This window comes from Neobacillus sp. FW104-15D2 (assembly GCF_058790155.1).
In genome coordinates this window covers 25,119-47,340 of sequence record NZ_JBYTCJ010000036.1, presented here as the reverse complement: position 1 = coordinate 47,340, position 22,222 = coordinate 25,119, and the positions used below count along the sequence as shown (strand labels likewise).

At 39.8% G+C, this 22,222-nt stretch carries 22 protein-coding genes; 21 read left to right on the top strand and 1 reads right to left on the bottom strand.

Annotated elements, in window-relative coordinates:
* Positions 1-7: 7 nt before the first annotated feature.
* Genes AC3WR0_RS22160 through rsmI form a run of 3 tightly spaced genes read left to right on the top strand, consistent with a single transcriptional unit; the run spans position 8 to position 1,875 of the window.
* Positions 8-748 (top strand): tRNA1(Val) (adenine(37)-N6)-methyltransferase, encoded by a 741-nt coding sequence (locus tag AC3WR0_RS22160; protein WP_492554320.1) that lies wholly within the window; start codon positions 8-10, stop codon positions 746-748.
* A complete protein-coding gene (locus tag AC3WR0_RS22155) occupies positions 738-1,025 on the top strand; it encodes a GIY-YIG nuclease family protein (protein ID WP_492554319.1) in 288 nt (95 codons plus the stop codon). Before AC3WR0_RS22160 ends, AC3WR0_RS22155 begins: the two co-directional genes overlap by 11 nt.
* Positions 1,003-1,875, top strand: a complete 873-nt coding sequence (gene rsmI, locus AC3WR0_RS22150) for a 16S rRNA (cytidine(1402)-2'-O)-methyltransferase (RefSeq protein WP_492554318.1) — start codon at positions 1,003-1,005, stop codon at positions 1,873-1,875. The genes AC3WR0_RS22155 and rsmI overlap by 23 nt, the downstream gene beginning before the upstream one ends.
* 83 nt (positions 1,876-1,958) lie before the next feature.
* On the opposite strand, the gene abrB is transcribed toward rsmI, so the two are convergent.
* Positions 1,959-2,243, bottom strand: coding sequence for a transition state genes transcriptional regulator AbrB (gene abrB, locus AC3WR0_RS22145; protein ID WP_027322585.1), 285 nt, complete (start codon positions 2,241-2,243; stop codon positions 1,959-1,961).
* Between the two features lie 482 nt (positions 2,244-2,725).
* Here abrB and metG point away from each other — a divergent pair, with 482 nt between their 5' ends.
* The 18 genes from metG to mfd all read left to right on the top strand — a co-directional run bounded on the left by metG (position 2,726) and on the right by mfd (position 22,209).
* Entirely contained in the window at positions 2,726-4,684 is a 1,959-nt protein-coding gene (gene metG, locus AC3WR0_RS22140) for a methionine--tRNA ligase (RefSeq protein ID WP_492554317.1), read from the top strand.
* Between the two features lie 180 nt (positions 4,685-4,864).
* Positions 4,865-5,635, top strand: a complete 771-nt coding sequence (locus tag AC3WR0_RS22135) for a TatD family hydrolase (protein WP_492554316.1) — start codon at positions 4,865-4,867, stop codon at positions 5,633-5,635.
* A gap of 235 nt (positions 5,636-5,870) precedes the next feature.
* Positions 5,871-7,052, top strand: coding sequence for a ubiquitin-like domain-containing protein (locus AC3WR0_RS22130; protein ID WP_492554326.1), 1,182 nt, complete (start codon positions 5,871-5,873; stop codon positions 7,050-7,052).
* A 275-nt stretch (positions 7,053-7,327) separates the two neighbouring features.
* The gene (gene rnmV / locus AC3WR0_RS22125; protein ID WP_492554315.1) at positions 7,328-7,888 is read left to right on the top strand and encodes a ribonuclease M5; all 561 of its coding nucleotides are present in this window, start codon (positions 7,328-7,330) and stop codon (positions 7,886-7,888) included.
* Positions 7,881-8,768 (top strand): 16S rRNA (adenine(1518)-N(6)/adenine(1519)-N(6))-dimethyltransferase RsmA, encoded by an 888-nt coding sequence (rsmA, locus tag AC3WR0_RS22120; protein ID WP_492554314.1) that lies wholly within the window; start codon positions 7,881-7,883, stop codon positions 8,766-8,768. Before rnmV ends, rsmA begins: the two co-directional genes overlap by 8 nt.
* Positions 8,769-9,036: 268 nt before the next feature.
* Positions 9,037-9,927 carry a sporulation peptidase YabG gene (gene yabG, locus AC3WR0_RS22115; protein ID WP_492554313.1) on the top strand — a complete coding sequence of 297 codons (891 nt, stop codon included), beginning with the start codon at positions 9,037-9,039 and terminating at the stop codon, positions 9,925-9,927.
* 280 nt (positions 9,928-10,207) lie between these two features.
* Positions 10,208-10,471, top strand: coding sequence for a biofilm formation stimulator Veg (veg, locus tag AC3WR0_RS22110; RefSeq protein WP_027322578.1), 264 nt, complete (start codon positions 10,208-10,210; stop codon positions 10,469-10,471).
* Between the two features lie 125 nt (positions 10,472-10,596).
* On the top strand, positions 10,597-10,773 hold the full coding sequence (locus tag AC3WR0_RS22105; protein ID WP_027322577.1) for a small, acid-soluble spore protein, alpha/beta type: 177 nt from the start codon (positions 10,597-10,599) through the stop codon (positions 10,771-10,773).
* A gap of 446 nt (positions 10,774-11,219) precedes the next feature.
* On the top strand, positions 11,220-12,089 hold the full coding sequence (gene ispE, locus AC3WR0_RS22100) for a 4-(cytidine 5'-diphospho)-2-C-methyl-D-erythritol kinase (protein WP_492554312.1): 870 nt from the start codon (positions 11,220-11,222) through the stop codon (positions 12,087-12,089).
* Positions 12,090-12,143: 54 nt separating this feature from the next.
* Positions 12,144-12,968, top strand: a complete 825-nt coding sequence (gene purR / locus AC3WR0_RS22095; protein WP_492554311.1) for a pur operon repressor — start codon at positions 12,144-12,146, stop codon at positions 12,966-12,968.
* A gap of 12 nt (positions 12,969-12,980) precedes the next feature.
* Complete coding sequence (locus AC3WR0_RS22090) at positions 12,981-13,355, top strand: RidA family protein (protein ID WP_492554310.1); 375 nt, start codon at positions 12,981-12,983, stop codon at positions 13,353-13,355.
* Between the two features lie 216 nt (positions 13,356-13,571).
* Positions 13,572-13,862: a septation regulator SpoVG gene (gene spoVG, locus AC3WR0_RS22085; protein ID WP_027322572.1), complete on the top strand. Its 291-nt coding sequence runs from the start codon at positions 13,572-13,574 to the stop codon at positions 13,860-13,862.
* Positions 13,863-14,127: 265 nt separating this feature from the next.
* Complete coding sequence (gene glmU, locus AC3WR0_RS22080) at positions 14,128-15,501, top strand: bifunctional UDP-N-acetylglucosamine diphosphorylase/glucosamine-1-phosphate N-acetyltransferase GlmU (protein WP_492554309.1); 1,374 nt, start codon at positions 14,128-14,130, stop codon at positions 15,499-15,501.
* A gap of 22 nt (positions 15,502-15,523) precedes the next feature.
* Positions 15,524-16,480 carry a ribose-phosphate diphosphokinase gene (locus AC3WR0_RS22075; RefSeq protein WP_492554308.1) on the top strand — a complete coding sequence of 319 codons (957 nt, stop codon included), beginning with the start codon at positions 15,524-15,526 and terminating at the stop codon, positions 16,478-16,480.
* A gap of 423 nt (positions 16,481-16,903) precedes the next feature.
* Positions 16,904-17,539 (top strand): 50S ribosomal protein L25/general stress protein Ctc, encoded by a 636-nt coding sequence (locus AC3WR0_RS22070; RefSeq protein WP_492554307.1) that lies wholly within the window; start codon positions 16,904-16,906, stop codon positions 17,537-17,539.
* A gap of 137 nt (positions 17,540-17,676) precedes the next feature.
* Positions 17,677-18,237, top strand: a complete 561-nt coding sequence (gene pth / locus AC3WR0_RS22065; RefSeq protein WP_492554306.1) for an aminoacyl-tRNA hydrolase — start codon at positions 17,677-17,679, stop codon at positions 18,235-18,237.
* Between the two features lie 97 nt (positions 18,238-18,334).
* Complete coding sequence (fin, locus tag AC3WR0_RS22060; protein ID WP_492554305.1) at positions 18,335-18,565, top strand: anti-sigma-F factor Fin; 231 nt, start codon at positions 18,335-18,337, stop codon at positions 18,563-18,565.
* 110 nt (positions 18,566-18,675) lie between these two features.
* On the top strand, positions 18,676-22,209 hold the full coding sequence (mfd, locus tag AC3WR0_RS22055; RefSeq protein WP_492554304.1) for a transcription-repair coupling factor: 3,534 nt from the start codon (positions 18,676-18,678) through the stop codon (positions 22,207-22,209).
* Positions 22,210-22,222 lie beyond the last annotated feature (13 nt).

Below are 22,222 nucleotides of genomic sequence, written 5' to 3'. Positions count from 1 at the left end.
ATTATTAATGGTTATATTAAAAGATGATGAACGGTTGGATTATTTGCTTGCTGAGGATTTGCGGATTATTCAAAGTCCCTCTGTCTTTGCTTTTTCCCTGGATGCCGTTCTTCTTGCAAGGTTTGCATATGTCCCGATTCAAAAAGGGAATTTAATTGATTTATGCAGTGGAAATGGGGTTATTCCGCTTTTTCTTAGTGCGAGGACAAAAGGTACTATTACTGGGGTAGAAATTCAGGAGCGCCTTTATGATATGGCTGTAAGAAGTATTGATTATAATGGACTTCAGGATCGGCTTCATATGATTCACGGAGATATTAAAGAAATGCCGGAAAAGCTGGGTCATGGTAAATATGATATTGTTACTTGCAATCCTCCATATTTTCCTACACCTTCTAAGAATGAAATGAACCCTAACGAACATTTAGCCATAGCACGCCATGAAATATTCTGTACACTGGAAGATACGGTTCGGGTATCAAGCCAATTATTGAGGCCCGGGGGGAAGGCGGCGTTTGTCCACCGTCCAGGAAGACTAATAGATATTATTACATTGATGAGAAGATATCGGCTTGAGCCAAAAAGGATTCAGTTTGTTTATCCGAAGGCAGGCAAGGAATCCAATATCCTGCTTGTTGAAGGAGCTAAGGATGGAAATCCAGATTTAAAGATTTTACCTCCTCTGTTTGTTTATAATGAGGAAAATGAATATACTGCAGAGATAAGAGAGATTTTATATGGTGAATAACGAACATTATTTTTATGTGTTAACATGCAGGGATGGCAGTTATTATGGCGGATATACCAATAATCTTGAAAGGCGCCTGAAGCTTCATAATGAAGGGAAAGGAGCCAAGTACACAAGAGGGCGTGGTCCTGTCAGTCTTACATTTGCCAAAGAATTTGATACAAAAGAGGAAGCAATGAAAGCAGAATATAGGTTTAAGCAATTAACCAGGCTGAAAAAAGAGCAATTTTTAAATAGAGAAGCGAGTGATATAAATGTGGCAGCAGAAAAGCTTTGAAAATGAAAATACTAAAGGGATACTCTATCTGGTTCCAACACCTATTGGCAATCTTGAGGATATGACCTTCCGGGCCGTCCGAATTTTAAAAGAAGCGGATCTTATTGCTGCAGAAGATACCCGTAATACAAAAAAACTATGCAATCATTTTGAGATCACAACACCGCTAATTAGCTACCACGAACATAATAAGGAAGCAAGCGGGGGCAAGCTGATTGAAAAACTGCGGGAGGGTGCCAAAATCGCCGTTGTAACTGATGCAGGTACGCCAGCCATCTCCGACCCGGGATTCGAACTTGTTGAAAGTGCGATTAAAGAAAGGCTGACTGTAGTTCCACTCCCTGGGGCAAATGCTGCTGTTACAGCCTTGATTGCTTCTGGGCTATTAAGCCAGCCTTTTTATTTCTATGGCTTTTTAAATCGGCAAAAGAAAGAAAAGCGAAAAGAGCTTGAAGAATTAAAGAAACAACAAGCATCGTTGATTTTTTATGAATCGCCCCACCGGTTAAAAGACACTCTTGCTCTGCTTCTTGAGGTATTAGGTGACCGAAGGATTGCTGTGTGCAGAGAGCTTACAAAAAAATTTGAGGAATTTGTAAGAGGAACGATAAGCGAAGTGGTCAGCTGGGCGGATGAGAATGATCCAAGGGGAGAGTTTTGCCTAATCATAGAAGGTACGGATGAGGTACCGCAGGAGGAAAACTTATGGTGGGCAAATATATCTATCGAGGATCATGTGAATCATTACATAGAATCTGGGCAAATGAATTCCAAAGAGGCAATTAAACAGGCGGCTAAAGACAGGGGAATGAATAAAAGGGAAGTTTATCAGGCCTTTCATATTGATTAAGGACAGCCGAGAATAATAAAAAAGCTTCTCCAGCTGGAAGGAGAAGCTTTTTATATCTATATCGTTTAATCAAGTTTCTAATCTTATTTTACAGTTTCAAAAGTGTTTTGGATTTCCTTGATTAGTTGCTCTGCACCTTCACGGCTAAGAATTAATTTTCCGCCTGCAAGGGTGATATTGTCATCAGAAACTTCACCAGTGATTTGGCAAGTCATATTTGGCTTGTATTTTTTCAAAATAATGCGCTCGTCATCAACATAGATTTCAAGAGCATCCTTTTCAGCAATACCAAGTGTACGTCTTAATTCGATTGGAATAACCACACGGCCCAACTCATCAACTTTACGAACGATACCAGTAGATTTCATTTAAATTTTCTCCTCTCGCTTATAAACATTTTCTCTATATAGTTTTATTCGTCATTATTCGACAAAATTTTCAACACCTTAATAATACCAGCCATTCCAAAAAACGTCAATTACTTTCGCCGGAAAAATAATAGAAACTTTTGGAATAACTATAAAACACTATACAATCAATGTTTTCTTTATAAAAGTAATAAAGTTTTATATAGAAAAGTCAAAAATTGAATAATTTTAATAAAATGATGATTGTCCACTTTTTCGACATATTTCAACAGTAATTTAAAATGTCCCGTCATATGATTCGTTACCACTAAGCTTTTTATAGGGATAGTTAAAAAGGTTATTTTACCCAACTGCAGGATTTTAATGGCAGGATTATTGCACAAACAGCAGATTTTCGGTATATTTTGTTGATATAATAGCAAGGAAAGAGGCAATAATGAATATATTATTCATTTTTTATAGAAAGATAAGGAGGGACTTTCATGAATGAAAAGTTAAAGACATTTTATCTGACAACACCAATTTACTATCCAAGCGGAAATTTACATATTGGGCATGCCTACACCACAGTGGCAGGCGATGCAATGGCACGCTATAAGAGGATGCGTGGTTATGACGTTATGTATCTGACAGGAACAGATGAGCATGGTCAAAAAATTCAGCGGAAGGCTGAAGAAAAGGGAATCACACCTCAGCAATATGTAGATGAGATCGTGAGCGGAATTCAGGATTTATGGAAAAAGCTTGATATTTCATATGATGATTTTATTCGGACTACTCAAGACCGACATAAAGAAATTGTCGAAATACTATTTGCCAAGCTTCTTGAACAGGGAGACATTTATCTGGATCAATATGAAGGATGGTACTGTACTCCGGATGAAGCGTTTTTTACTGACCGCCAATTGGTCGAAGGAAAATGCCCTGACTGCGGAAGGCCAGTTGAAAAGGTTAAGGAAGAATCCTATTTTTTCAGAATGAGCAAATATGCTGACCGTCTTTTAAAATTCTACGAGGAAAACCCGGATTTTATCCAGCCTGAATCGCGGAAGAATGAAATGGTCAATAACTTTATTAAGCCGGGCCTGGAGGATCTTGCAGTTTCAAGAACCTCATTTGACTGGGGAATAAAAGTTCCTGGTGATCCTAAACATGTTATTTATGTATGGATAGATGCTTTATCTAACTATATTACGGCTCTTGGCTATGGAACAGATAATGATTCCAAGTATTTAAAATACTGGCCAGCTGATGTTCATCTGGTAGGTAAGGAAATTGTCCGTTTCCACACTATTTACTGGCCAATTATGTTAATGGCTTTGGATATACCTCTTCCTAAAAAGGTATTTGCCCATGGCTGGCTTTTGATGAAGGACGGAAAGATGTCCAAATCTAAAGGAAACGTAGTAGATCCGGTCACCTTGATTGACAGATATGGACTTGACGCTCTCCGTTATTATTTGCTTCGTGAAGTTCCTTTTGGCGCAGATGGTGTATTTACTCCAGAAGGCTTTGTCGAAAGAATCAATTTTGACTTGGCAAATGATCTTGGAAACCTGCTGAACAGAACGGTAGCTATGATAGACCGCTACTTTGACGGCTTTATCCCTGAGTATAAAGGAACTGTTGGCAAGTTCGATTCCTCACTTCAGGAGATGAATAAAGAAACAGTCGAGAAATATGAAGAAGCTATGGAAAATATGGAGTTCTCAGTAGCCCTTTCAGCCATTTGGCAGCTAATCAGCAGGACAAATAAGTACATTGATGAAACGCAGCCGTGGAATCTTGCGAAAAATGAAGAAGCTAAACCTGAACTTGAAAGTGTAATGGTTCACCTGGCAGAATCTCTGCGCAGGGTGGCTGTATTACTTAAACCGTTCTTAACAAAAACTCCTTCTGAAATTTTTGGACAGCTTGGACTGGATTCAGAAGAATTAAAGGCATGGGATAGCCTTGCAGAGTTCTCTAAGATTGCGGCAGGAACCAAAGTTCAAAAAGGAAACCCAATTTTCCCTCGTCTTGAAATTGCAGATGAGGTTGAATTCATTAAAACTCAAATGCAGGGAACTGAGCCTGTGAAGGAAGAGCCAAAGGTTGAGGTTGAAAAACCTGATACTGAAGAAATTTCGATTGATGATTTTATGAAAATTGACTTGCGGGTGGCAACAGTACTCCATGTTGAGCCAGTGAAAAAAGCTGATAAGCTGTTAAAGCTTCAGTTGGATCTTGGTTATGAAAAACGTCAGGTAGTTTCAGGTATTGCACAATATTATAAGCCTGAAGAATTAGTTGGCCGAAAGGTTATTTGCGTAACAAATTTAAAACCAGTAAAACTTCGCGGCGAGTTGTCAGAAGGTATGATTTTGGCAGGTTCTGTCGAAGGGAAACTGTCGGTTGCTTCAGTAGATGAAAGCCTTCCAAACGGGGCAAAAGTGAAGTAATTAACCTTGGAATGTTCCACGTGTAACAGCGTCAGGAGCATTCCTTTTTATTTTTCTAAAGGGAGAATTCTTTTCTAAAATTCGTCGAACTGTGTAAAATAAGGAATATCAAAGTGTGATTTTTTTGGCGAAAAAGGTAAAACTCTATGCTCTTAAAATTTTCTGAAGAGGAGATAAACTATGTTATTTGATACTCATGTCCATCTTAATGATGAGCAATATAAAGAGGATTTAGAAGAAGTCATTTCGCGTGCACAGGAAATGGGTGTTTCGGAGATGACAGTTGTCGGCTTTGACCGGCCAACAATCAAGAAGGCAATGGAGCTGGCAGAAAAGTATGAGTTTATTTATGCATGTGTCGGCTGGCACCCGGTCGATGCCATTGATATGACAGAGGAAGACTTGAAATGGATCGAGGAGCTGGCTTCAAATCCTAAGGTGGTAGCTATTGGGGAAATGGGCCTTGATTATCATTGGGACAAGTCGCCAAAAGACATTCAAAAGGAAGTTTTTCGTAAACAAATCAGGCTGGCTAAAAAAGTGAAGCTGCCAATTGTTATTCATAACCGTGAAGCTACAGCAGATATTGTTGATATTCTGAAAGAAGAAGGGGCAGAAGAAGTAGGGGGTATTATGCACTGCTTCAGTGGAAGTGCAGAAACAGCCAAAGAATGTGTTGAAATGAATTTTTATATTTCCCTTGGAGGTCCTGTAACTTTTAAGAATGCGAAAAAACCAAAAGAGGTGGCTGGTGAGGTTCCTTTGGAAAAATTACTAATTGAAACAGACTGTCCTTATTTAGCTCCTCACCCGTACAGAGGAAAAAGAAATGAACCCGGTTATGTAAGATTGGTAGCTGAGCAAATTGCTGAAATCAAAGGCCTCTCTCTTGAAGAAGTGGCAAGCGTGACAACCAGGAATGCCAGAAAAGTTTTCGGCATAAATCGATAGGACAATCTGTCGAGATCGGGGGAAGCTTGTCCTAATTTTTCTAATCATATAATGTTCTACATGTCTCCTTTTCATCATAGGATAGTTTGTGTCGAGAAGTTTTCCTTTGCATTCTGTCCTCCTTTATGCATAATTAAAAATACGTTCCAGCAAAGTGTATTGGTTGACAGCCGGCACCATAGTTCTTTATAATCACTCCAAAGAAAAGGAGGCGTTTTTCATCGTAATCAAAGACATGAAAAACCTGTTTTCCAAGTCTTTGAGCGGAAAGAAAGTGATGATTCTCGTTGCTAGTTTCCTAGTTTTTGCAGCTACCCTCGGAGTTCTATTTTATGAGGGATCGAAGAAAACAGTAGCATTAACATTAAATGGCAAGGAAACAGTCATCAAAACACACGCAGATACGATTCAGGACATCTTTGACGATCTTAATATATCCCTACGCTCAGAAGATTACGTGTTTCCCACGACTAACTCCAAGGTGAAAAATAACCTTGCGATTGTCTGGAAACCGGCTAAACAGGTTCAAATTGTGAAAGAAAACGAGAAAAAAACAGTCTGGACAACAGCAGAAACAGTTGCTGAGCTCCTCAAACAACAAAACATTGTTTTGAACGAACATGACCAAATTTCTCCAGGAACGCAAGAAATGATTAAGGGTAAGATGGAAGTTGCTATCAAAAAAGCAATGCCGCTTACACTAGTGGACGGCGAACATCAGAAACAGGTTTGGTCCACTTCGGCTACGGTCGCTGACTTTTTAAAACAACAGGGAATCAAGCTTAATAACTTAGACCGGGTTGAACCGTCATTGACTCAAACAGTCATGGAAAATGCCGTTATCAACGTTATTCGAGTAGAAAAAGTCACCGATGTGGTGGAAGAACCAGTACAATTTGCTGTAGTAACCAAGAAGGATAACCAATTGGAAAAGGGAAAACAGAAAGTGGTAACAGAGGGACAGCAGGGTTTGATCTCTAAAAACTTTGAAGTAATCCTTGAAAACGGCAAAGAAAAATCCAGAAAACTGATTAGTGAGAAAAAGGTAAGAGATAAGCAGGACAAAGTAGTAGCAATGGGAACCAAAGAATTAGCGCAGCAGGTTTCACGTGGCGAGGTAAGTGGAAGTAAAGAATTTTATGTTAGCAGTACAGCTTATACAGCCAGCTGCAATGGATGCTCAGGACATACAGCTACAGGAATCAATCTTCTGGCTAACCCGGGGGCAAAGGTAATTGCCGTAGACCCGAGTGTAATTCCGCTTGGAACGAAGGTTTATGTAGAAGGTTATGGATACGCAGTAGCGGCTGATACCGGTGGTGCAATCAGAGGGTTCAAGATCGACGTCTTTTTCCCCTCTAATTCTGAAGCTTACCGTTGGGGTGCACGCAAAGTAAAAATTAAAATACTTAAATAGTTATGCTGATGCAGGGGATGGGGGTCCTCTGCATTTTGCTTTTTTTCAGGATTTCTTTATACTAACAGTGGAACATTTAATATTAATTTATGTGGTTTTACTATTATATAGACGAATTATATTACAGAAATGTTTCAGTTTTTTTTCAATATATATAAATTTTTTTAAACCGTCAAGGTGATTTAAGAAAAATAATTAAAAATATAGAAAAAAACTGTGTTAATTTGTGTCTATATGTATTTATGGCTTTGGAAAAGCCTTTTTTTGGAGGAAAAATGAAAATAAAAGAAATCATAGTAGTAGAGGGAAAAGACGATACAACAGCAATAAAAAGAGCTGTTGAGGCTGATACGATTGAAACAAATGGTTCAGCGGTTAATAGTGAAACAATTGAAAAGGTGAAACTTGCTCAGCAGACTAGGGGTGTTATTATTTTCACTGATCCTGATTTTCCGGGAGAAAAAATAAGGAAAATTATAACAGAGAATGTCCCGGGCTGTAAGCATGCATTTTTAGAAAAGGAAAAAGCCATTGCTAAAAATAATAAAGGTCTTGGCGTGGAGCATGCAACTCCGGAAGTAATACGCGAAGCTTTAAAGAATGCGCTTTTAATGCAGGAGGAAATAGAGGAGCTTATAACTCAAGGTGATTTGATTGATGCTGGACTTATAGGTGGCGAGGGAGCCAAAGAAAGGCGTATAAAGCTTGGAAAGCTTCTTAAAATAGGCTATGCCAATGGAAAACAGCTTCATAAACGCTTGATGATGTTTCAGATCAGCAGGCAGGAATTTTCAAAAGCCCTTGCTGCAATACTTCAGGAGGAAGAAAATGAATAAAGACATTGCAACTCCCAACAGAACGAGGGAGATTCTTGAAAAATACGGATTCTCATTCAAAAAAAGTCTGGGACAAAATTTTTTAATTGATACCAATATTTTAAAGAAGATTGTCGAAGCGGCTCAGCTTAAAGAAGGTTCAGCCGTAATTGAAATTGGTCCGGGAATTGGAGCTCTTACTGAGCAGCTTGCCAGAAGTGCTGCAAAGGTTGCAGCATTTGAAATTGACCAGCGTCTCCTCCCCATTTTAAAGGATACACTTTCACCATACCCAAACGTAAAAGTAATCCACCAGGATGTACTGAAAGCGGATGTTAAAGGAACGATGGAGGAAGAGTTTAGCGCCAATCAGGATGTCATGGTTGTAGCCAATCTCCCTTATTATGTAACAACACCAATCATTATGAAGCTTTTGGAAGATCAGCTCCCTATCAGAGGAATAGTCGTTATGCTCCAAAAGGAAGTAGCAGAAAGGATTTCTGCCAGCCCGGGTTCGAAGGAGTATGGATCTTTATCGATTGCCATTCAATACTACACTAAGGCTGAAATAGTGATGGTTGTTCCTAAAACAGTCTTTGTTCCGCAGCCTAATGTTGACTCTGCTGTAATAAGACTGACTAAACGTGAGAGACCCCCAGTGGAAGTTAAAAGTGAAAGCTTCTTTTTTCAGGTAACAAAAGCAAGCTTTGCCCAAAGGAGAAAAACGATCCTAAATAATCTGACAAGCCAGCTTCCTGATGGAAAACAGAGGAAAGAGGAGATACTGGCTGCATTGGCTGCCAGCGGAATTGAAGCAGGCAGAAGAGGAGAAACTCTTTCACTCACGGAATTTGGCCGCTTAAGCGATGAATTGTATCCACTTTTTAATGAGGCCCTTTAATCGAGGGTCTTTTTTTTGGCTCTTTTTTTAAACTATTTGTTTATAAAAGCATATAGACTTGCTCCGCGGGCAATCCGCGAGACCGGGGGAGATAGAAACGGAAGCGCCTTGTTTAACCCCGGCGGTAAGCGCTGGATTATCGGTGATAGTTTATAATACGGCAGGGTATACATTTTTTCTTACTTAATTTGCCAATTCACAACAAGCAAGGCCATTGCATAGCTTATGAGAGAAATATAAAGGCCTATAAATTCCTGGTCTTATTGGAGTGACGGCAGTGGAAATTAAGAAGAATGATATTGTCGGCAGGCATTCATACAATTGCGATATTCTATTCCGGGTTATAGATATAACTGAAGTAAACGGAAAAAAATATGCCATTCTTTATGGTGAGGATTTCCGTATCGTTGCTGACGCTCCATATGATGATGTTGTGGTTATTGACCAAAACACTCGGAGACAGCTTATAGAGGAATCCAAGACATTGGAAGAACAATCCTTCCGGCTTTTTAGACAGGATGTAGATTTACTGCGGCAAAGACAGGAATATGAAACGACCGACGGCTATTCAAAAACAGCTGCATATTTTCAGATGCCCGGAAAAGTCCTTCATATGGATGGTGATTCAGCCTATTTAAAGAAGTGCATGACGGTATATGAGAAAATTGGTGTTCCTGTTTTTGGGGTTCACTGTAATGAAAAAGAGATGCCTGCAAAGGTTGGCCAGCTGATAGACTATTACAGGCCTGATATCCTGGTTATAACGGGTCATGATGCCTATTCCAAAGCAAAAGGAAAGATGGGGGATATTAATGCATACCGCCATTCCAGGCATTTTGTCCAAACCGTATTAGAGGCACGAAAAAAATCGCCTCACCTGGATCAGCTCGTTATTTTTGCAGGTGCCTGCCAGTCACATTTTGAATCTCTAATCCAGGCAGGTGCCAATTTTGCCAGTTCTCCATCAAGAATTAATATTCATGCATTAGATCCGGTTTATATCGTTGCAAAAATAAGCTTTACACCCTTCATGGAGAGAATTAACGTATGGGATGTCCTTCGAAATACTCTTTCAGGTGAAAAAGGGCTCGGAGGAATTGAAACAAAAGGCGTCTTAAGGACAGGGATGCCATACAAACCAGTACAAGAAGAAGAATAGATCAAGCCTTTCTTTACGAAGAAAGGTTTTTTGTTTATAGGGTACAAAATTTTTATGCTTATCTTACTAGATTATATTTGTGAAAAAAGGGGAATTGTAAAGGGGTTAAAAGCCAATACATATAACCTTTTATAAATGGACACGCTAAAAATGTTGAAAAATATCAGAAATTGCATAAGAAAAGTTATTGACAAACTTTTTGTTTGACTGATATAATTTTATGTTTTTGTTTGACATAAATGTGTCAGCGTGTTATACTTTACATAGTGAGGTGGACCGAATGCCAAAAACATTAGCCGATATTAAAAAGGCTCTAGACTCAAACTTAGGGAAACGATTGTTGCTAAAAGCAAATGGCGGACGCAGAAAGACCATTGAACGGTCTGGTGTACTTGCCGAAACTTATCCCTCTGTATTTGTTATTGAATTAGATCAGGAAGAGAACGCTTTTGAGCGCGTTTCCTACAGCTATGCAGATGTTTTAACTGAAACGGTTCAAATTACCTTCTACGAAGATGCAGCAGGACAAGTGGCTTTAAGCTAAATATAACGCTTCAAGCGGGCAGGAAACCATCTGGTTTGCTGCTTTTTACATTTTTAGGATTAATTAAAAAATAGATTCCTTTCCATACTATAAATGCCGACAGTGATGAAAGGGGTTGTTTTCAGATGGCCAGAAGAAGAGGCGTCATGTCTGATCGTTTTAAAGAGGAGCTAGCAAAAGATCTTGGTTTTTACGATGTCGTTCAACAGGAAGGCTGGGGCGGAATCCGTGCAAGAGATGCAGGCAATATGGTCAAAAGGGCAATTGAACTTGCAGAGCAGCAGTTACTCAATAAGCGATAATAACTACTACCTTCCTGTTTCAATAGGAAAGCTTTTAAAAAGCAATTCACATCGGCAGAAGTCAGGGGCAGCCCTGGCTTCTTTTTTCTAGGTGGAGAACGATTTCCCTGACCGAAATCAAAGGCAGAGGGGAAGAATAGTAACAAAGTGTCCTACTTGACCAAAATTCAAGAAAAAAGGGATTTACGGTATTGAAAGAGCCACTACGTGACCGAAATAATGTATGGAACAAAAAAAGGAAACGATTGGACTCCTTTGGGAGCCTATCTGGTACCTATACAAAATAAGATAAACCAAAATCCGGCTGGACGTTTTTTTCTTTCGTCAAGGATGTTAAAATAATTATTCTGGAAGCAATTCGGATTAGACGTCTTACAGCTTTCTTTTTGTGGTAAAATAGGACAAAATATGAGGAACGTGGAATTTTACAAAAGTAGGTGGACGCAGTGAAGCTTTTAATAAAAGCGCCGGCGAAAATAAATTTAACATTAGATGTTTTGCATAAACGTCCAGACGGTTATCATGAAGTTGAGATGGTTATGACAACAATTGATCTGGCAGATAGGGTTGAACTTACCCTTCAGGAATCAGACCAAATTAAAATACTTTCACATAACCGCTTTGTTCCGGATGATCAGCGGAATCTGGCCTATCAGGCAGCTCAGCTATTAAAAGATAGGTTTGGGGTTAAAAAGGGTGTTACGATTGCTATAGAGAAGAATATACCGGTTGCTGCAGGGCTTGCAGGAGGCAGCAGTGATGCAGCTGCGGCTCTAAGGGGGTTAAATAAGCTTTGGGGTCTTGGCCTCTCAATGGATGAGCTTGCGGCTCTTGGGGCAGAAATTGGTTCCGATGTTTCTTTTTGTGTCTATGGAGGAACGGCACTCGCAAGCGGCAGAGGAGAAAAGATACAGGAACTCCCTGTTCCTCCAACCTGCTGGGTGATTCTGGCAAAACCGTTTATTGGAGTTTCTACGGCAGATATTTACAGACGGCTAGATGTAGCCCGATTGCAGCATCCCGATACAAAGTCCATGATTGAGGGAATTGCAGAAAATAATTATCAGCAGGTCTGCCGGAATATGGGCAATGTTCTCGAGGAAGTTACGCTGAATCTTCATCATGATGTTGCTCAGATTAAAGATCAAATGAAACGCTTTGGCGCGGATTCCGTACTGATGAGCGGCAGCGGTCCGACAGTATTTGGATTGGTGCAGCATGATTCAAGAATGCATCGGATTTATAACGGATTAAGGGGATTTTGTGACCAGGTTTTTGCGGTCAGGCTCCTTGGCGAACGGCATACTCTTGATTAAGTCCGTACAATATAATTATAATAAGGTTATAATATACGGCTTTGGAGGGTTTTTATGAAATTTCGCCGCAGTGAACGACTGATTGATATGGTAAATTACTTGCTGGAGCATCCTCGCCAGTTGATTCCCCTTACATATTTTGCTGAACGTTACGATTCAGCCAAGTCCTCCATAAGTGAAGACCTGGGAATTATTAAAGAAACCTTTGAACAAAGAGGCATCGGCACGCTGCAAACAGTTCCAGGAGCAGCCGGCGGTGTGAAATTTTTTGTAAAGGTAAGCGAGGACAAGGTAAGACCTTTTATAAAGGAATTATGTGAGTTGATTGGAAATCCCGACAGACTTCTGCCTGGAGGCTATTTATATTTAACTGATATTCTTGGAAATCCGTCTATCGTGCAAAAGGCAGGGAAAATTATTGCCTCTGCTTACTCCAATACGCCAATTGATGTTGTTATGACTGTCGCTACAAAAGGAATACCGCTCGCCTATGCTGTTGCCAGCCAATTAAATGTACCGGTAGTGATAGTCAGAAGAGACAGCAAAGTTACAGAGGGCCCAACAGTTAGTATTAATTACGTATCTGGATCGGCAAAGAGAATTCAAACGATGGTTCTTTCAAAACGAAGTCTTGCGGAGGGCTCCCGTGTATTAATCGTAGATGACTTCATGAAAGCCGGCGGGACGGTAATTGGAATGAAAAGCCTTCTTGAAGAATTCAATGCACATGTAGCTGGCATTGCTGTATTGGTTGAAGCAGAGAGGATAGAAGAACGGCTTGTAGATGAATATTTATCACTTGTTCAGCTTTCGGATGTGGATGTTCGTGATAAAAAAATCAATGTAAAAGAAGGCAACTTTTTTAAAAGGACAAATTAGGGGGAGAAATCAATGAAAACTGTACAAACTGATCTGGCACCTGCCGCCATTGGGCCATATTCACAGGGAATTATTGTAAATAATTTGTTTTACAGCTCCGGCCAAATTCCATTAACAGCGGAAGGGACCATGGTTGAAGGGGACATCCGCGAACAGACACATCAGGTATTTAAAAATTTGCATGCTGTTTTGGCAGCTGCTGGTGCGTCTTTGAATACAGTGGTAAAAACAACAGTGTTTATCAAGGATATGAATGACTTTGCAGCTTTAAATGAAGTGTATGGAGAATACTTTACAGACCATAAGCCGGCCCGATCCTGTGTTGAGGTGGCCCGTTTGCCAAAGGATGTACTTGTAGAAATTGAAGTTGTAGCTCTAGTAAAATAATAGAAATATTTAAAGTCCCGTTCCTAATGAACGGGCTTTTTCTATAAAACCAGCCAATTAGCCACCATTTTTTGTATTAAAAAGGTCATTTTTTACATTTGTTCACCAATTTGCCCTAATTTTTCTAAAAAATTTTAAAACTTAGAAGGAATCTAAAAAAATTTGTTGAATTAATTAATTTAGAATTTCATCTATAAAAAAAGGGGTGTGAACAGAGTGGAAGTAACTGACGTTAGATTACGCCGCGTAACTACAGATGGACGCATGAGAGCGATTGCATCAATTACTCTGGATAATGAATTCGTAGTTCATGATATCCGTGTAATTGACGGAAACAATGGTTTATTTGTCGCAATGCCAAGTAAACGTACTCCAGACGGAGAATTTCGTGATATTGCCCATCCAATTAATTCCGGAACACGCGGAAAAATTCAGGAAGCAGTCTTGGCGGAATATCATCGTTTAGGGGAACTAGAAGTTGAATTTGAAGAAGCCGGAGCTTCCTAAGTACATGCAACAAGGGCCTACTTCATAAGTAAGGCCTTTTTATTTTGAAAAGACTTGGATATTGATATCCTTCTTAAAAGTTTAGATTACGTACAAAACTCATATCAATTAATCTTCGCTTATTTTATACCCCCATGTACTCTTTCCTAATCATCTTTTTCAAAAAACCTCTGACAATTTAAGGGACTTGCGTTCATTCCTTGAAATGCCGGGCTATTTACGATAATATTTTTAATGGATAAAAAGGTAAATTGGAGGCCTGTTCATGTCTAAACGTTTTGCTGTTATTTTAGCCGCTGGCCAGGGTACACGGATGAAATCAAAGCTTTACAAGGTTTTGCATCCGGTATGCGGAAAGCCGATGGTTCAGCATGTGGTTGATCAAATTACAAAGCTTCACATAGAGGAAATTATTACGGTTATCGGCCATGGGGCGGATTTGGTTAAATCCCAGCTTGGCGAGCAAAGCCATTATGTTTTCCAGGAACAGCAGCTGGGTACGGCGCATGCTGTTGTCCAGGCCAAGGATCTGCTTGAAGGAAAAGAAGGGATCACTCTTGTTGTATGTGGTGACACTCCTTTAATTAAAGCTGAGACCATGGAATCTCTATTCAAACACCATGAGGAACAATCTGCTAAAGCAACAATTCTGACTGCCAGCATTGAGAATCCAACTGGTTACGGAAGGATTATCCGCGATGAGAATGGACATGTTGAAAAAATTGTGGAACATAAGGATGCTACAGAGGCAGAGCGGAAAATTAATGAAATAAACACCGGTACTTATTGTTTCGATAATCAAGCCTTATTTAATGCTCTTTCAAATGTTTCAAACGATAATGTCCAAGGTGAATACTATTTACCGGATGTTATAGAAATACTAAAAAAACAGGGCGATACTGTATCAGCCTTCCAAACGGATGAATTTGAAGAAACTCTTGGTGTGAATGATCGGGTAGCGCTAGCTGAAGCCGAGAGAATTATGAAGAATAGAACAAATGAGCAGCATATGCGAAATGGAGTTACAATTGTTGATCCATCCAATACATATATTGGACCAGATGTAGTGATTGGACAGGATACTGTACTTCTTCCAGGGACTATTTTAAAAGGAAATACTACAATAGGATCCGAGTGCATGATAGGACCTTTTTCTGAAATAGAAGACTGCGAAGTTGGTGACAACACGGTTATTCGTCAGTCTGCTGCGTTTAAAAGTTCAATAGGCTCTGACGTAAACATCGGGCCATTTGCACATATTCGCCCAGATTCTGCTATCCAGGATGAAGTTAAGATCGGTAATTTCGTGGAGATTAAGAAGGCTGTGATAGGTAAAGCAAGTAAAGCATCTCACTTAAGTTATATTGGTGATGCTGAGGTTGGAGCAGATGTTAATATTGGCTGCGGATCTATAACAGTTAATTATGATGGAAAAAATAAATTCCTGACTAAAATAGAGGATGGAGTGTTTATTGGCTGCAATTCCAATCTTGTCGCTCCTCTTACGATCGGTAAGGGCGCATATGTTGCAGCAGGCTCTACCATAACAAATAATGTTCCAGGTGAAGCATTGTCCATTGCACGTGCACGCCAGGTGAATAAAGAAAATTATGTTGAAAAGCTTAACCTGAAGAAATAAGAGAAGAATAATGGAGGCCGTCATGTCAAATCAATATTTAGATCCTAACTTAAAGGTATTCAGCCTGAACTCAAATTATCCACTGGCAGAAGAAATCGCAAAGGTAATCGGAGTAGAACTTGGAAAATGTTCCGTTACCCGTTTCAGTGATGGTGAGATTCAGATCAACATAGAAGAAAGTATTCGTGGCTGCGACGTATATGTTATTCAATCTACCAGTGCTCCGGTAAATGAAAACATTATGGAACTATTGATCATGATTGATGCCTTAAAGCGTGCATCTGCAAAAACAATTAATATTGTTATGCCGTATTATGGTTATGCCCGCCAGGACCGTAAAGCACGTGCCAGAGAACCGATTACTGCAAAATTGGTAGCTAACCTGCTTGAAACAGCTGGAGCAACCCGCGTAATCTGTCTTGATTTGCATGCTCCTCAAATTCAGGGATTCTTTGATATCCCAATTGACCATTTAATGGGTGTGCCTATTCTTTCCGAGTATTTTAAAAACAGAGAGTTAGACGGAGACATTGTTATCGTTTCCCCTGACCATGGCGGAGTAACCAGAGCAAGAAAAATGGCAGAACGCTTAAAAGCACCAATCGCTATTATCGATAAACGCCGTCCAAGACCGAATGTGGCTGAAGTAATGAATATTGTGGGTAATATTGAAGGCAAAGTGGCCATCTTAATAGATGATATTATTGATACTGCAGGAACGATTACTCTTGCAGCTAATGCTCTTGTTGAAAATGGGGCTGCTGAAGTTTACGCATGCTGTACCCATGCTGTACTGTCAGGTCCAGCAATTGACCGGATTGAAAACTCTAAAATTAAAGAATTAGTTGTTACTAATTCAATTGCACTTGCTGAAGAGAAGATAACCGGAAAGATTGTTAATCTTTCTGTTGCTCCTCTTATCGGTGAAGCAATTATCCGTGTCCACGAAGAGCAATCCGTAAGTACTCTTTTTGATTGATAAAAAAATAGGAATGTCAAAAGGGCTGTTTAAATTAACAGCCCTTTTTTGTTTTCAGCATTGTTAAGAATTAACTTTTGATTTTCGCTCTCGGTGCCCGCTTTTCCCGCTGGAGTCTCGCGCCTTCCGCTCCAATCAACAAACGCAAAATCATCAATATGCTTTAACACAGCCGTATTTTTCACAAAAATTCACAAATACAGAACGGCACCATTCTTCGAAAATGCTGAACAATTTAGTTTAAATAATCTTCTTGTTTTTAAAAGCTTTACGTAACACTTTAAAATTTACGTTTAGACAATCCTTTTTTGGGGCATTTTTTTAAAGAGGCATTTATTTAATATAAATTGGTACTGTTTAGCCTTAAGGTGACAGCGGAACCAACCTTGCACTTTAGCTCAGAAACAGGAAGGGGACAAAAATATGACTACTGTTCTACAAGCAAAGGAAAGAAAAGAGCTTCGAGGATCAGGACTAAAAAAATTAAGACAAGGTGGCAGTATTCCGGCGGTTCTTTACGGATCAAAGGTTGAGAGTAAACCAGTTTCCGTTAGTTCCATTGATCTTCTAAAAACAATCAGGGAAGTTGGCCGGAATGGTGTCATTTCTCTTGATGTAGAAGGCAGCAGACAAGACGTTATCCTTACTGATTACCAACAGGACCATATTAGAAACGAAATCGTACACGCTGATTTCCTGGCTGTAGATAAATCCTCCAAATTGACAGTAGACGTAACCATCGTATTAACGGGAGACGCAGCAGGTGTTAAGGATGGCGGGGTATTACAGCAGCCGGTTCACCAGGTTTCTGTAACCACAACTCCAGATCAGATTCCAGCTAATATTGAAGTAGACGTAACAAGTCTCCAAGTGGGAGAAACAGTTACAGTCGCTGATATTCCAGTTTCCGGGGAATATACAATTAACAATGAAGGAGAAGAAGTTATCGCTTCGATACTCCCTCCTAAGCAGGAAGAGGAAATTAACTCAGGTGAACAGCAGGAATCAGATCCTCCTGAAAATGAAGAAGGAAGAGAAACGCAGCCAAGCGGTGAATAGAAAAAAAGACGTAGCCTGAAAAGGTTACGTCTTTTGCAATTATCTTATATAATAAAAGAAGATATGAAGGCATGAAAGTGCCCAGTATCCTCAGTTTTAAAGAAAACGCTTTTTTGTAAGCCAATGGGGTGAAACAGATGAAATTAATCGTTGGGCTTGGAAATCCGGGCAAACAGTATGCGAAAACTCGACATAATATAGGTTTTGAGGTAATAGATGAACTTTCAAGCCGTTTTAATATCCCTCTAGATCAGTCTAAGCATAAGGGGATATACGGGATGGGTTTCTTTAAAGGAGAGAAAGTTCTTTTGCTTAAACCCCTTACATATATGAATTTATCAGGAGAGTCTATTCGTGCAGTAATGGATTATTATCAAATAGAGACAGAGGACCTTGTTGTTATCTATGATGATCTTGACCTGCCGGCGGGAAAAATCCGTCTTCGGCAAAAAGGAAGTCCAGGCGGCCACAATGGAATAAAATCTACTGTAGCTCACTTAGGGACACAGCAATTTAATCGGATTAGGATCGGAATTGACCGGCCTGAGCCAGGTGTATTTGTCCCCGATTATGTCCTTGGAACCTTTACCAAACAGGAACAGCCTGTCATGCAGGAAGCCGTGAAACAGAGTGCAGAGGCCTGTGAAACATGGCTTGATAAGCCATTTTTGCAGGTTATGAATGATTTTAATCAGTAATGATGAAAGGCTTTATGTCATAATATAAACTGTCTGAATAACTTCCTCCCAATCTGTAAACAATATATAAAAAGTAGGATTACAGGGAGGGACAGGCATGGCCATTCATTACCATTGCCGTCATTGCGGAACAAATATCGGTTCCATTGACCGCGTTTCCATTCATAGTGAAAGTCTTGGTTTAGATAAATTAACGGTTACTGAGAGACAGGATATGGTGTCTTACGATCATGCAGGGAATATACATGTAACTGCCATTTGCGAGGATTGCCAGGAGACATTAGAACGGAACCCAGACTATCATCAATATGATTATTTAATACATTAGAACGCTTTGGAAAAAGTCCAAAGCATTTTTCTGTTTATATTTTTGATTTGATTGACAGCTTTATCATTGGTTAGCAGATGATAAAGCTTTTCGAGAGAGGAGGACAGCATTTGGAGGGTCTAAAAACACTATTTCTTCAGCAGGAAGATACTCGTTCTATTATTGGCGGTATTGAAGAAGGATTAAAGGAACAGTTAATTGCGGGATTATCCGGGTCGGCGAGAACACTGCTTGTTGCCTCGGTTTATAAAGAACTCAAAAGGCCAGTCCTGCTGGTTACCCACAATCTATTACAGGCTCAAAAGGTTTTTGATGACCTTGTGAATCTATTAACCGAGCAGGAAGTATTTTTATATCCGGCAAATGAACTTATTGCCGCAGAAATGAGTATTGCTAGTCCGGAGTTAAAGGGTCAAAGAATTGAAGCTTTAAACCATTGGGGAAAGCATAAAAATGGTGTGGTTATTGTGCCAATGGCAGGCCTTAGAAAAATTCTTCCGCCTAAAAACCTGTGGAACCAGTATCAGCTGTCCCTAAAGATGGGCGAAGATATTAATATAGATGGACTGCTCAAACAGCTTGTTAAAATGGGTTATAACAGGTCAGATATGGTAGCCACTCCAGGGGAGTTTAGTGTGCGGGGCGGAATAATAGACATTTATCCGTTAACGGAAACATCTCCTATTAGAATCGAACTATTTGATACTGAAATTGATTCCATTCGTTCATTTTCGATAGAGGATCAGCGCTCTAAGGATAAAAAGAAAGAGATATCGATTGGGCCCGCTACAGAGGCACCGCTTGAAGATAGTGACTTTGCAAGGCTGATTGGCAAATTGGAAGAAGGACTTTCCAAAAGCCTGAAAAGAGTAAGGGATGATAAAGCAAAAATCCTTCTCTCACAAAATATAGGTTATGAAATTGAACAGCTGAAAAATGGCATAAAGCCTGACCAGATCTTTAAATATTTATCACTAGCTTATGAAAATCCAAATAGTTTGCTAGATTATCTGCCTGATAATGGGCTTGTTTTTATAGATGAGATCAGCAGAGTTCAAGAAATGGATGTTTCACTGGAAAAAGAAGAAGCAGAATGGTATACATCATTGCTGGCTGAGGGTCATATCATCCATGATATTTCCATTTCCCATAACCTGCCGGAGCTATTGCAAAGAAAAAAACATCCAATGCTTTATCTTTCTTTATTTCTAAGACATGTATCGAATACCAATCCTCAAAATATTATTAATTTATCATGCAGGCCCATGCAAAGTTTCCACGGTCAAATGCATTTGCTTAAGGCGGAAACAGAGCGATGGAAAAAAGGAAATTACTCTGTTACTTTTTTAGGGCAGGACGAAGAGCGGGTAAAGAAACTGCAGCGGGTTCTGGAGGATTATGAAATCGAGGCATCTATAATAAAGAATGACAGCCAGATACGTCCTGGAATAGCACAGATTATGCAGGGAAACCTTCAAACAGGATTTGAATTGACCATTCAAAAAATTGCTGTTATCACGGAAGAGGAGCTATTTAATAAAAAAACGAAAAAGCCATCTGCGCGCAGGCAAAAACTATCAAATGCAGAGAGAATTAAAAGTTACTCCGAACTTAAAATTGGCGATTATGTTGTTCATGTTAATCACGGTATCGGTAAATATCTTGGCATTGAAACATTGCTTATAAACGGTATCCATAAAGATTATCTTCATATACGCTATCAGGGGACAGATAAGCTTTATGTCCCGGTAGAACAAATTGACCTGGTTCAAAAATACGTTGGTTCCGAAGGCAAAGAGCCCAAAATTTATAAACTGGGCGGCAGTGATTGGAAGAAAGTAAAGACGAAAGTACAGAAATCTGTCCAGGATATTGCCGATGATCTAATCAAACTATATGCCGAGCGCGAAGCCGCAGTTGGCTATCAGTTTTCACCTGATGGAGATATGCAAAGGGAATTTGAAACCTCATTTCCTTATCAGGAAACAGAGGACCAAATCCGTTCCATATTTGAAATTAAAAAGGATATGGAAAAAGCAAAGCCAATGGATCGTCTGCTATGCGGAGATGTTGGTTACGGAAAAACCGAAGTGGCAATCCGTGCTGCGTTTAAAGCAATTGCAGATGGAAAGCAGGTTGCCTTACTGGTGCCGACAACAATCCTTGCTCAGCAGCATTATGAAACGATAAGAGAAAGATTCCAGGACTATCCGATTAATATAGGATTATTGAGCAGGTTTAGATCGAAAAAACAGCAGACTGAAACACTAAAAGGGTTAAAGGCAGGTACTGTTGATATTGTCATAGGAACACACCGCATTCTTTCCAAGGATGTAAATTATCGTGATCTCGGTTTGCTGATCATTGACGAAGAACAGCGCTTTGGTGTAACGCATAAGGAAAAAATTAAACATCTTAAAACAAATGTTGATGTTCTCACTTTAACGGCTACGCCAATACCAAGGACACTTCATATGTCCATGCTCGGGGTAAGGGACTTATCTGTTATTGAAACACCACCTGAGAATAGATTCCCTATCCAGACGTATGTGATGGAGTATAATGGAGGACTTGTTCGGGAGGCAATTGAAAGGGAACTCGCCCGCGATGGTCAGGTTTACTTTTTATATAACCGTGTGGAGGATATTGAACGCAAGGCAGAGGAAATATCCATGCTTGTTCCTGATGCCCGGGTAACCTACGCTCATGGTCAAATGTCCGAAAATGAATTGGAAGCAGTTATGCTTTCCTTTTTATCAGGGGAATTTGATGTCCTTGTTAGTACGACCATTATCGAAACCGGGGTAGATATTCCGAATGTAAATACGTTAATTGTTTTCGAGGCAGACCGAATGGGACTTTCTCAGCTTTATCAATTAAGAGGGCGTGTCGGCCGTTCGAATCGGGTTGCCTATGCATACTTCACCTACCGGAAGGACAAGGTCCTGACAGAGGTTGCTGACAAGAGGCTTCAGGCCATAAAAGAATTTACAGAGCTTGGCTCAGGATTTAAAATCGCCATGCGGGACTTATCAATTCGCGGGGCCGGAAATCTGCTGGGAGCACAGCAGCATGGCTTTATTGATTCTGTCGGTTTTGACTTGTATTCGCAAATGCTTAAGGAAGCTGTTGAAGAGAGAAAGGGTGCTTTAAAAGAGGATATAAGAGCAGCGATAGAAATTGACCTTGAAATTGATGCTTATATACCTGATTCCTATATAAAAGACGGCCATCAAAAAATTGAAATGTACAAACGTTTCCGAGGCATTCAATCTCTCGATGATGTTCAGGAGCTACAGGAAGAAATGCTGGACCGCTTTGGGGAATATCCTGATGAAGTGTCCTATCTGTTTACAATCGCGGAGATGAAGGTTTATGCTGCTCTTGCAGGGGTGGAGACTATTAAACAAAACAAGAAAGACATCGCCATCTTGGTTAAAGAATCAGAAAGCAATGAGATAAATATTCAGGAAATCCATAAGTTAATCCATCCTTATGGCAGAACAGTTGGTCCGGGAATGGACGGAAAAAAATTCAAGTTAGGCCTGCATATTAAAGGAATGGAAATCATCCAGTGGCTTCAATTAACCTTTGAAATGGTTAAGGGCCTTTCTTATGCAAAAAAAGAAAAGACATTAAATTAAAAACTGTAATGCT

Bases quoted from the DNA above. Each gene is read 5' to 3' on its own strand.
- AC3WR0_RS22160 (WP_492554320.1), top strand. From the start codon at position 8: ATGGTTATATTAAAAGATGATGAACGGTTGGATTATTTGCTTGCTGAG.
- AC3WR0_RS22155 (WP_492554319.1), top strand. From the start codon at position 738: ATGGTGAATAACGAACATTATTTTTATGTGTTAACATGCAGGGATGGC.
- rsmI (WP_492554318.1), top strand. From the start codon at position 1,003: ATGTGGCAGCAGAAAAGCTTTGAAAATGAAAATACTAAAGGGATACTC.
- abrB (WP_027322585.1), bottom strand. From the start codon at position 2,243: ATGAAATCTACTGGTATCGTTCGTAAAGTTGATGAGTTGGGCCGTGTG.
- metG (WP_492554317.1), top strand. From the start codon at position 2,726: ATGAATGAAAAGTTAAAGACATTTTATCTGACAACACCAATTTACTAT.
- AC3WR0_RS22135 (WP_492554316.1), top strand. From the start codon at position 4,865: ATGTTATTTGATACTCATGTCCATCTTAATGATGAGCAATATAAAGAG.
- AC3WR0_RS22130 (WP_492554326.1), top strand. From the start codon at position 5,871: ATGAAAAACCTGTTTTCCAAGTCTTTGAGCGGAAAGAAAGTGATGATT.
- rnmV (WP_492554315.1), top strand. From the start codon at position 7,328: ATGAAAATAAAAGAAATCATAGTAGTAGAGGGAAAAGACGATACAACA.
- rsmA (WP_492554314.1), top strand. From the start codon at position 7,881: ATGAATAAAGACATTGCAACTCCCAACAGAACGAGGGAGATTCTTGAA.
- veg (WP_027322578.1), top strand. From the start codon at position 10,208: ATGCCAAAAACATTAGCCGATATTAAAAAGGCTCTAGACTCAAACTTA.
- AC3WR0_RS22105 (WP_027322577.1), top strand. From the start codon at position 10,597: ATGGCCAGAAGAAGAGGCGTCATGTCTGATCGTTTTAAAGAGGAGCTA.
- purR (WP_492554311.1), top strand. From the start codon at position 12,144: ATGAAATTTCGCCGCAGTGAACGACTGATTGATATGGTAAATTACTTG.
- AC3WR0_RS22090 (WP_492554310.1), top strand. From the start codon at position 12,981: ATGAAAACTGTACAAACTGATCTGGCACCTGCCGCCATTGGGCCATAT.
- glmU (WP_492554309.1), top strand. From the start codon at position 14,128: ATGTCTAAACGTTTTGCTGTTATTTTAGCCGCTGGCCAGGGTACACGG.
- AC3WR0_RS22075 (WP_492554308.1), top strand. From the start codon at position 15,524: ATGTCAAATCAATATTTAGATCCTAACTTAAAGGTATTCAGCCTGAAC.
- AC3WR0_RS22070 (WP_492554307.1), top strand. From the start codon at position 16,904: ATGACTACTGTTCTACAAGCAAAGGAAAGAAAAGAGCTTCGAGGATCA.
- pth (WP_492554306.1), top strand. From the start codon at position 17,677: ATGAAATTAATCGTTGGGCTTGGAAATCCGGGCAAACAGTATGCGAAA.
- fin (WP_492554305.1), top strand. From the start codon at position 18,335: ATGGCCATTCATTACCATTGCCGTCATTGCGGAACAAATATCGGTTCC.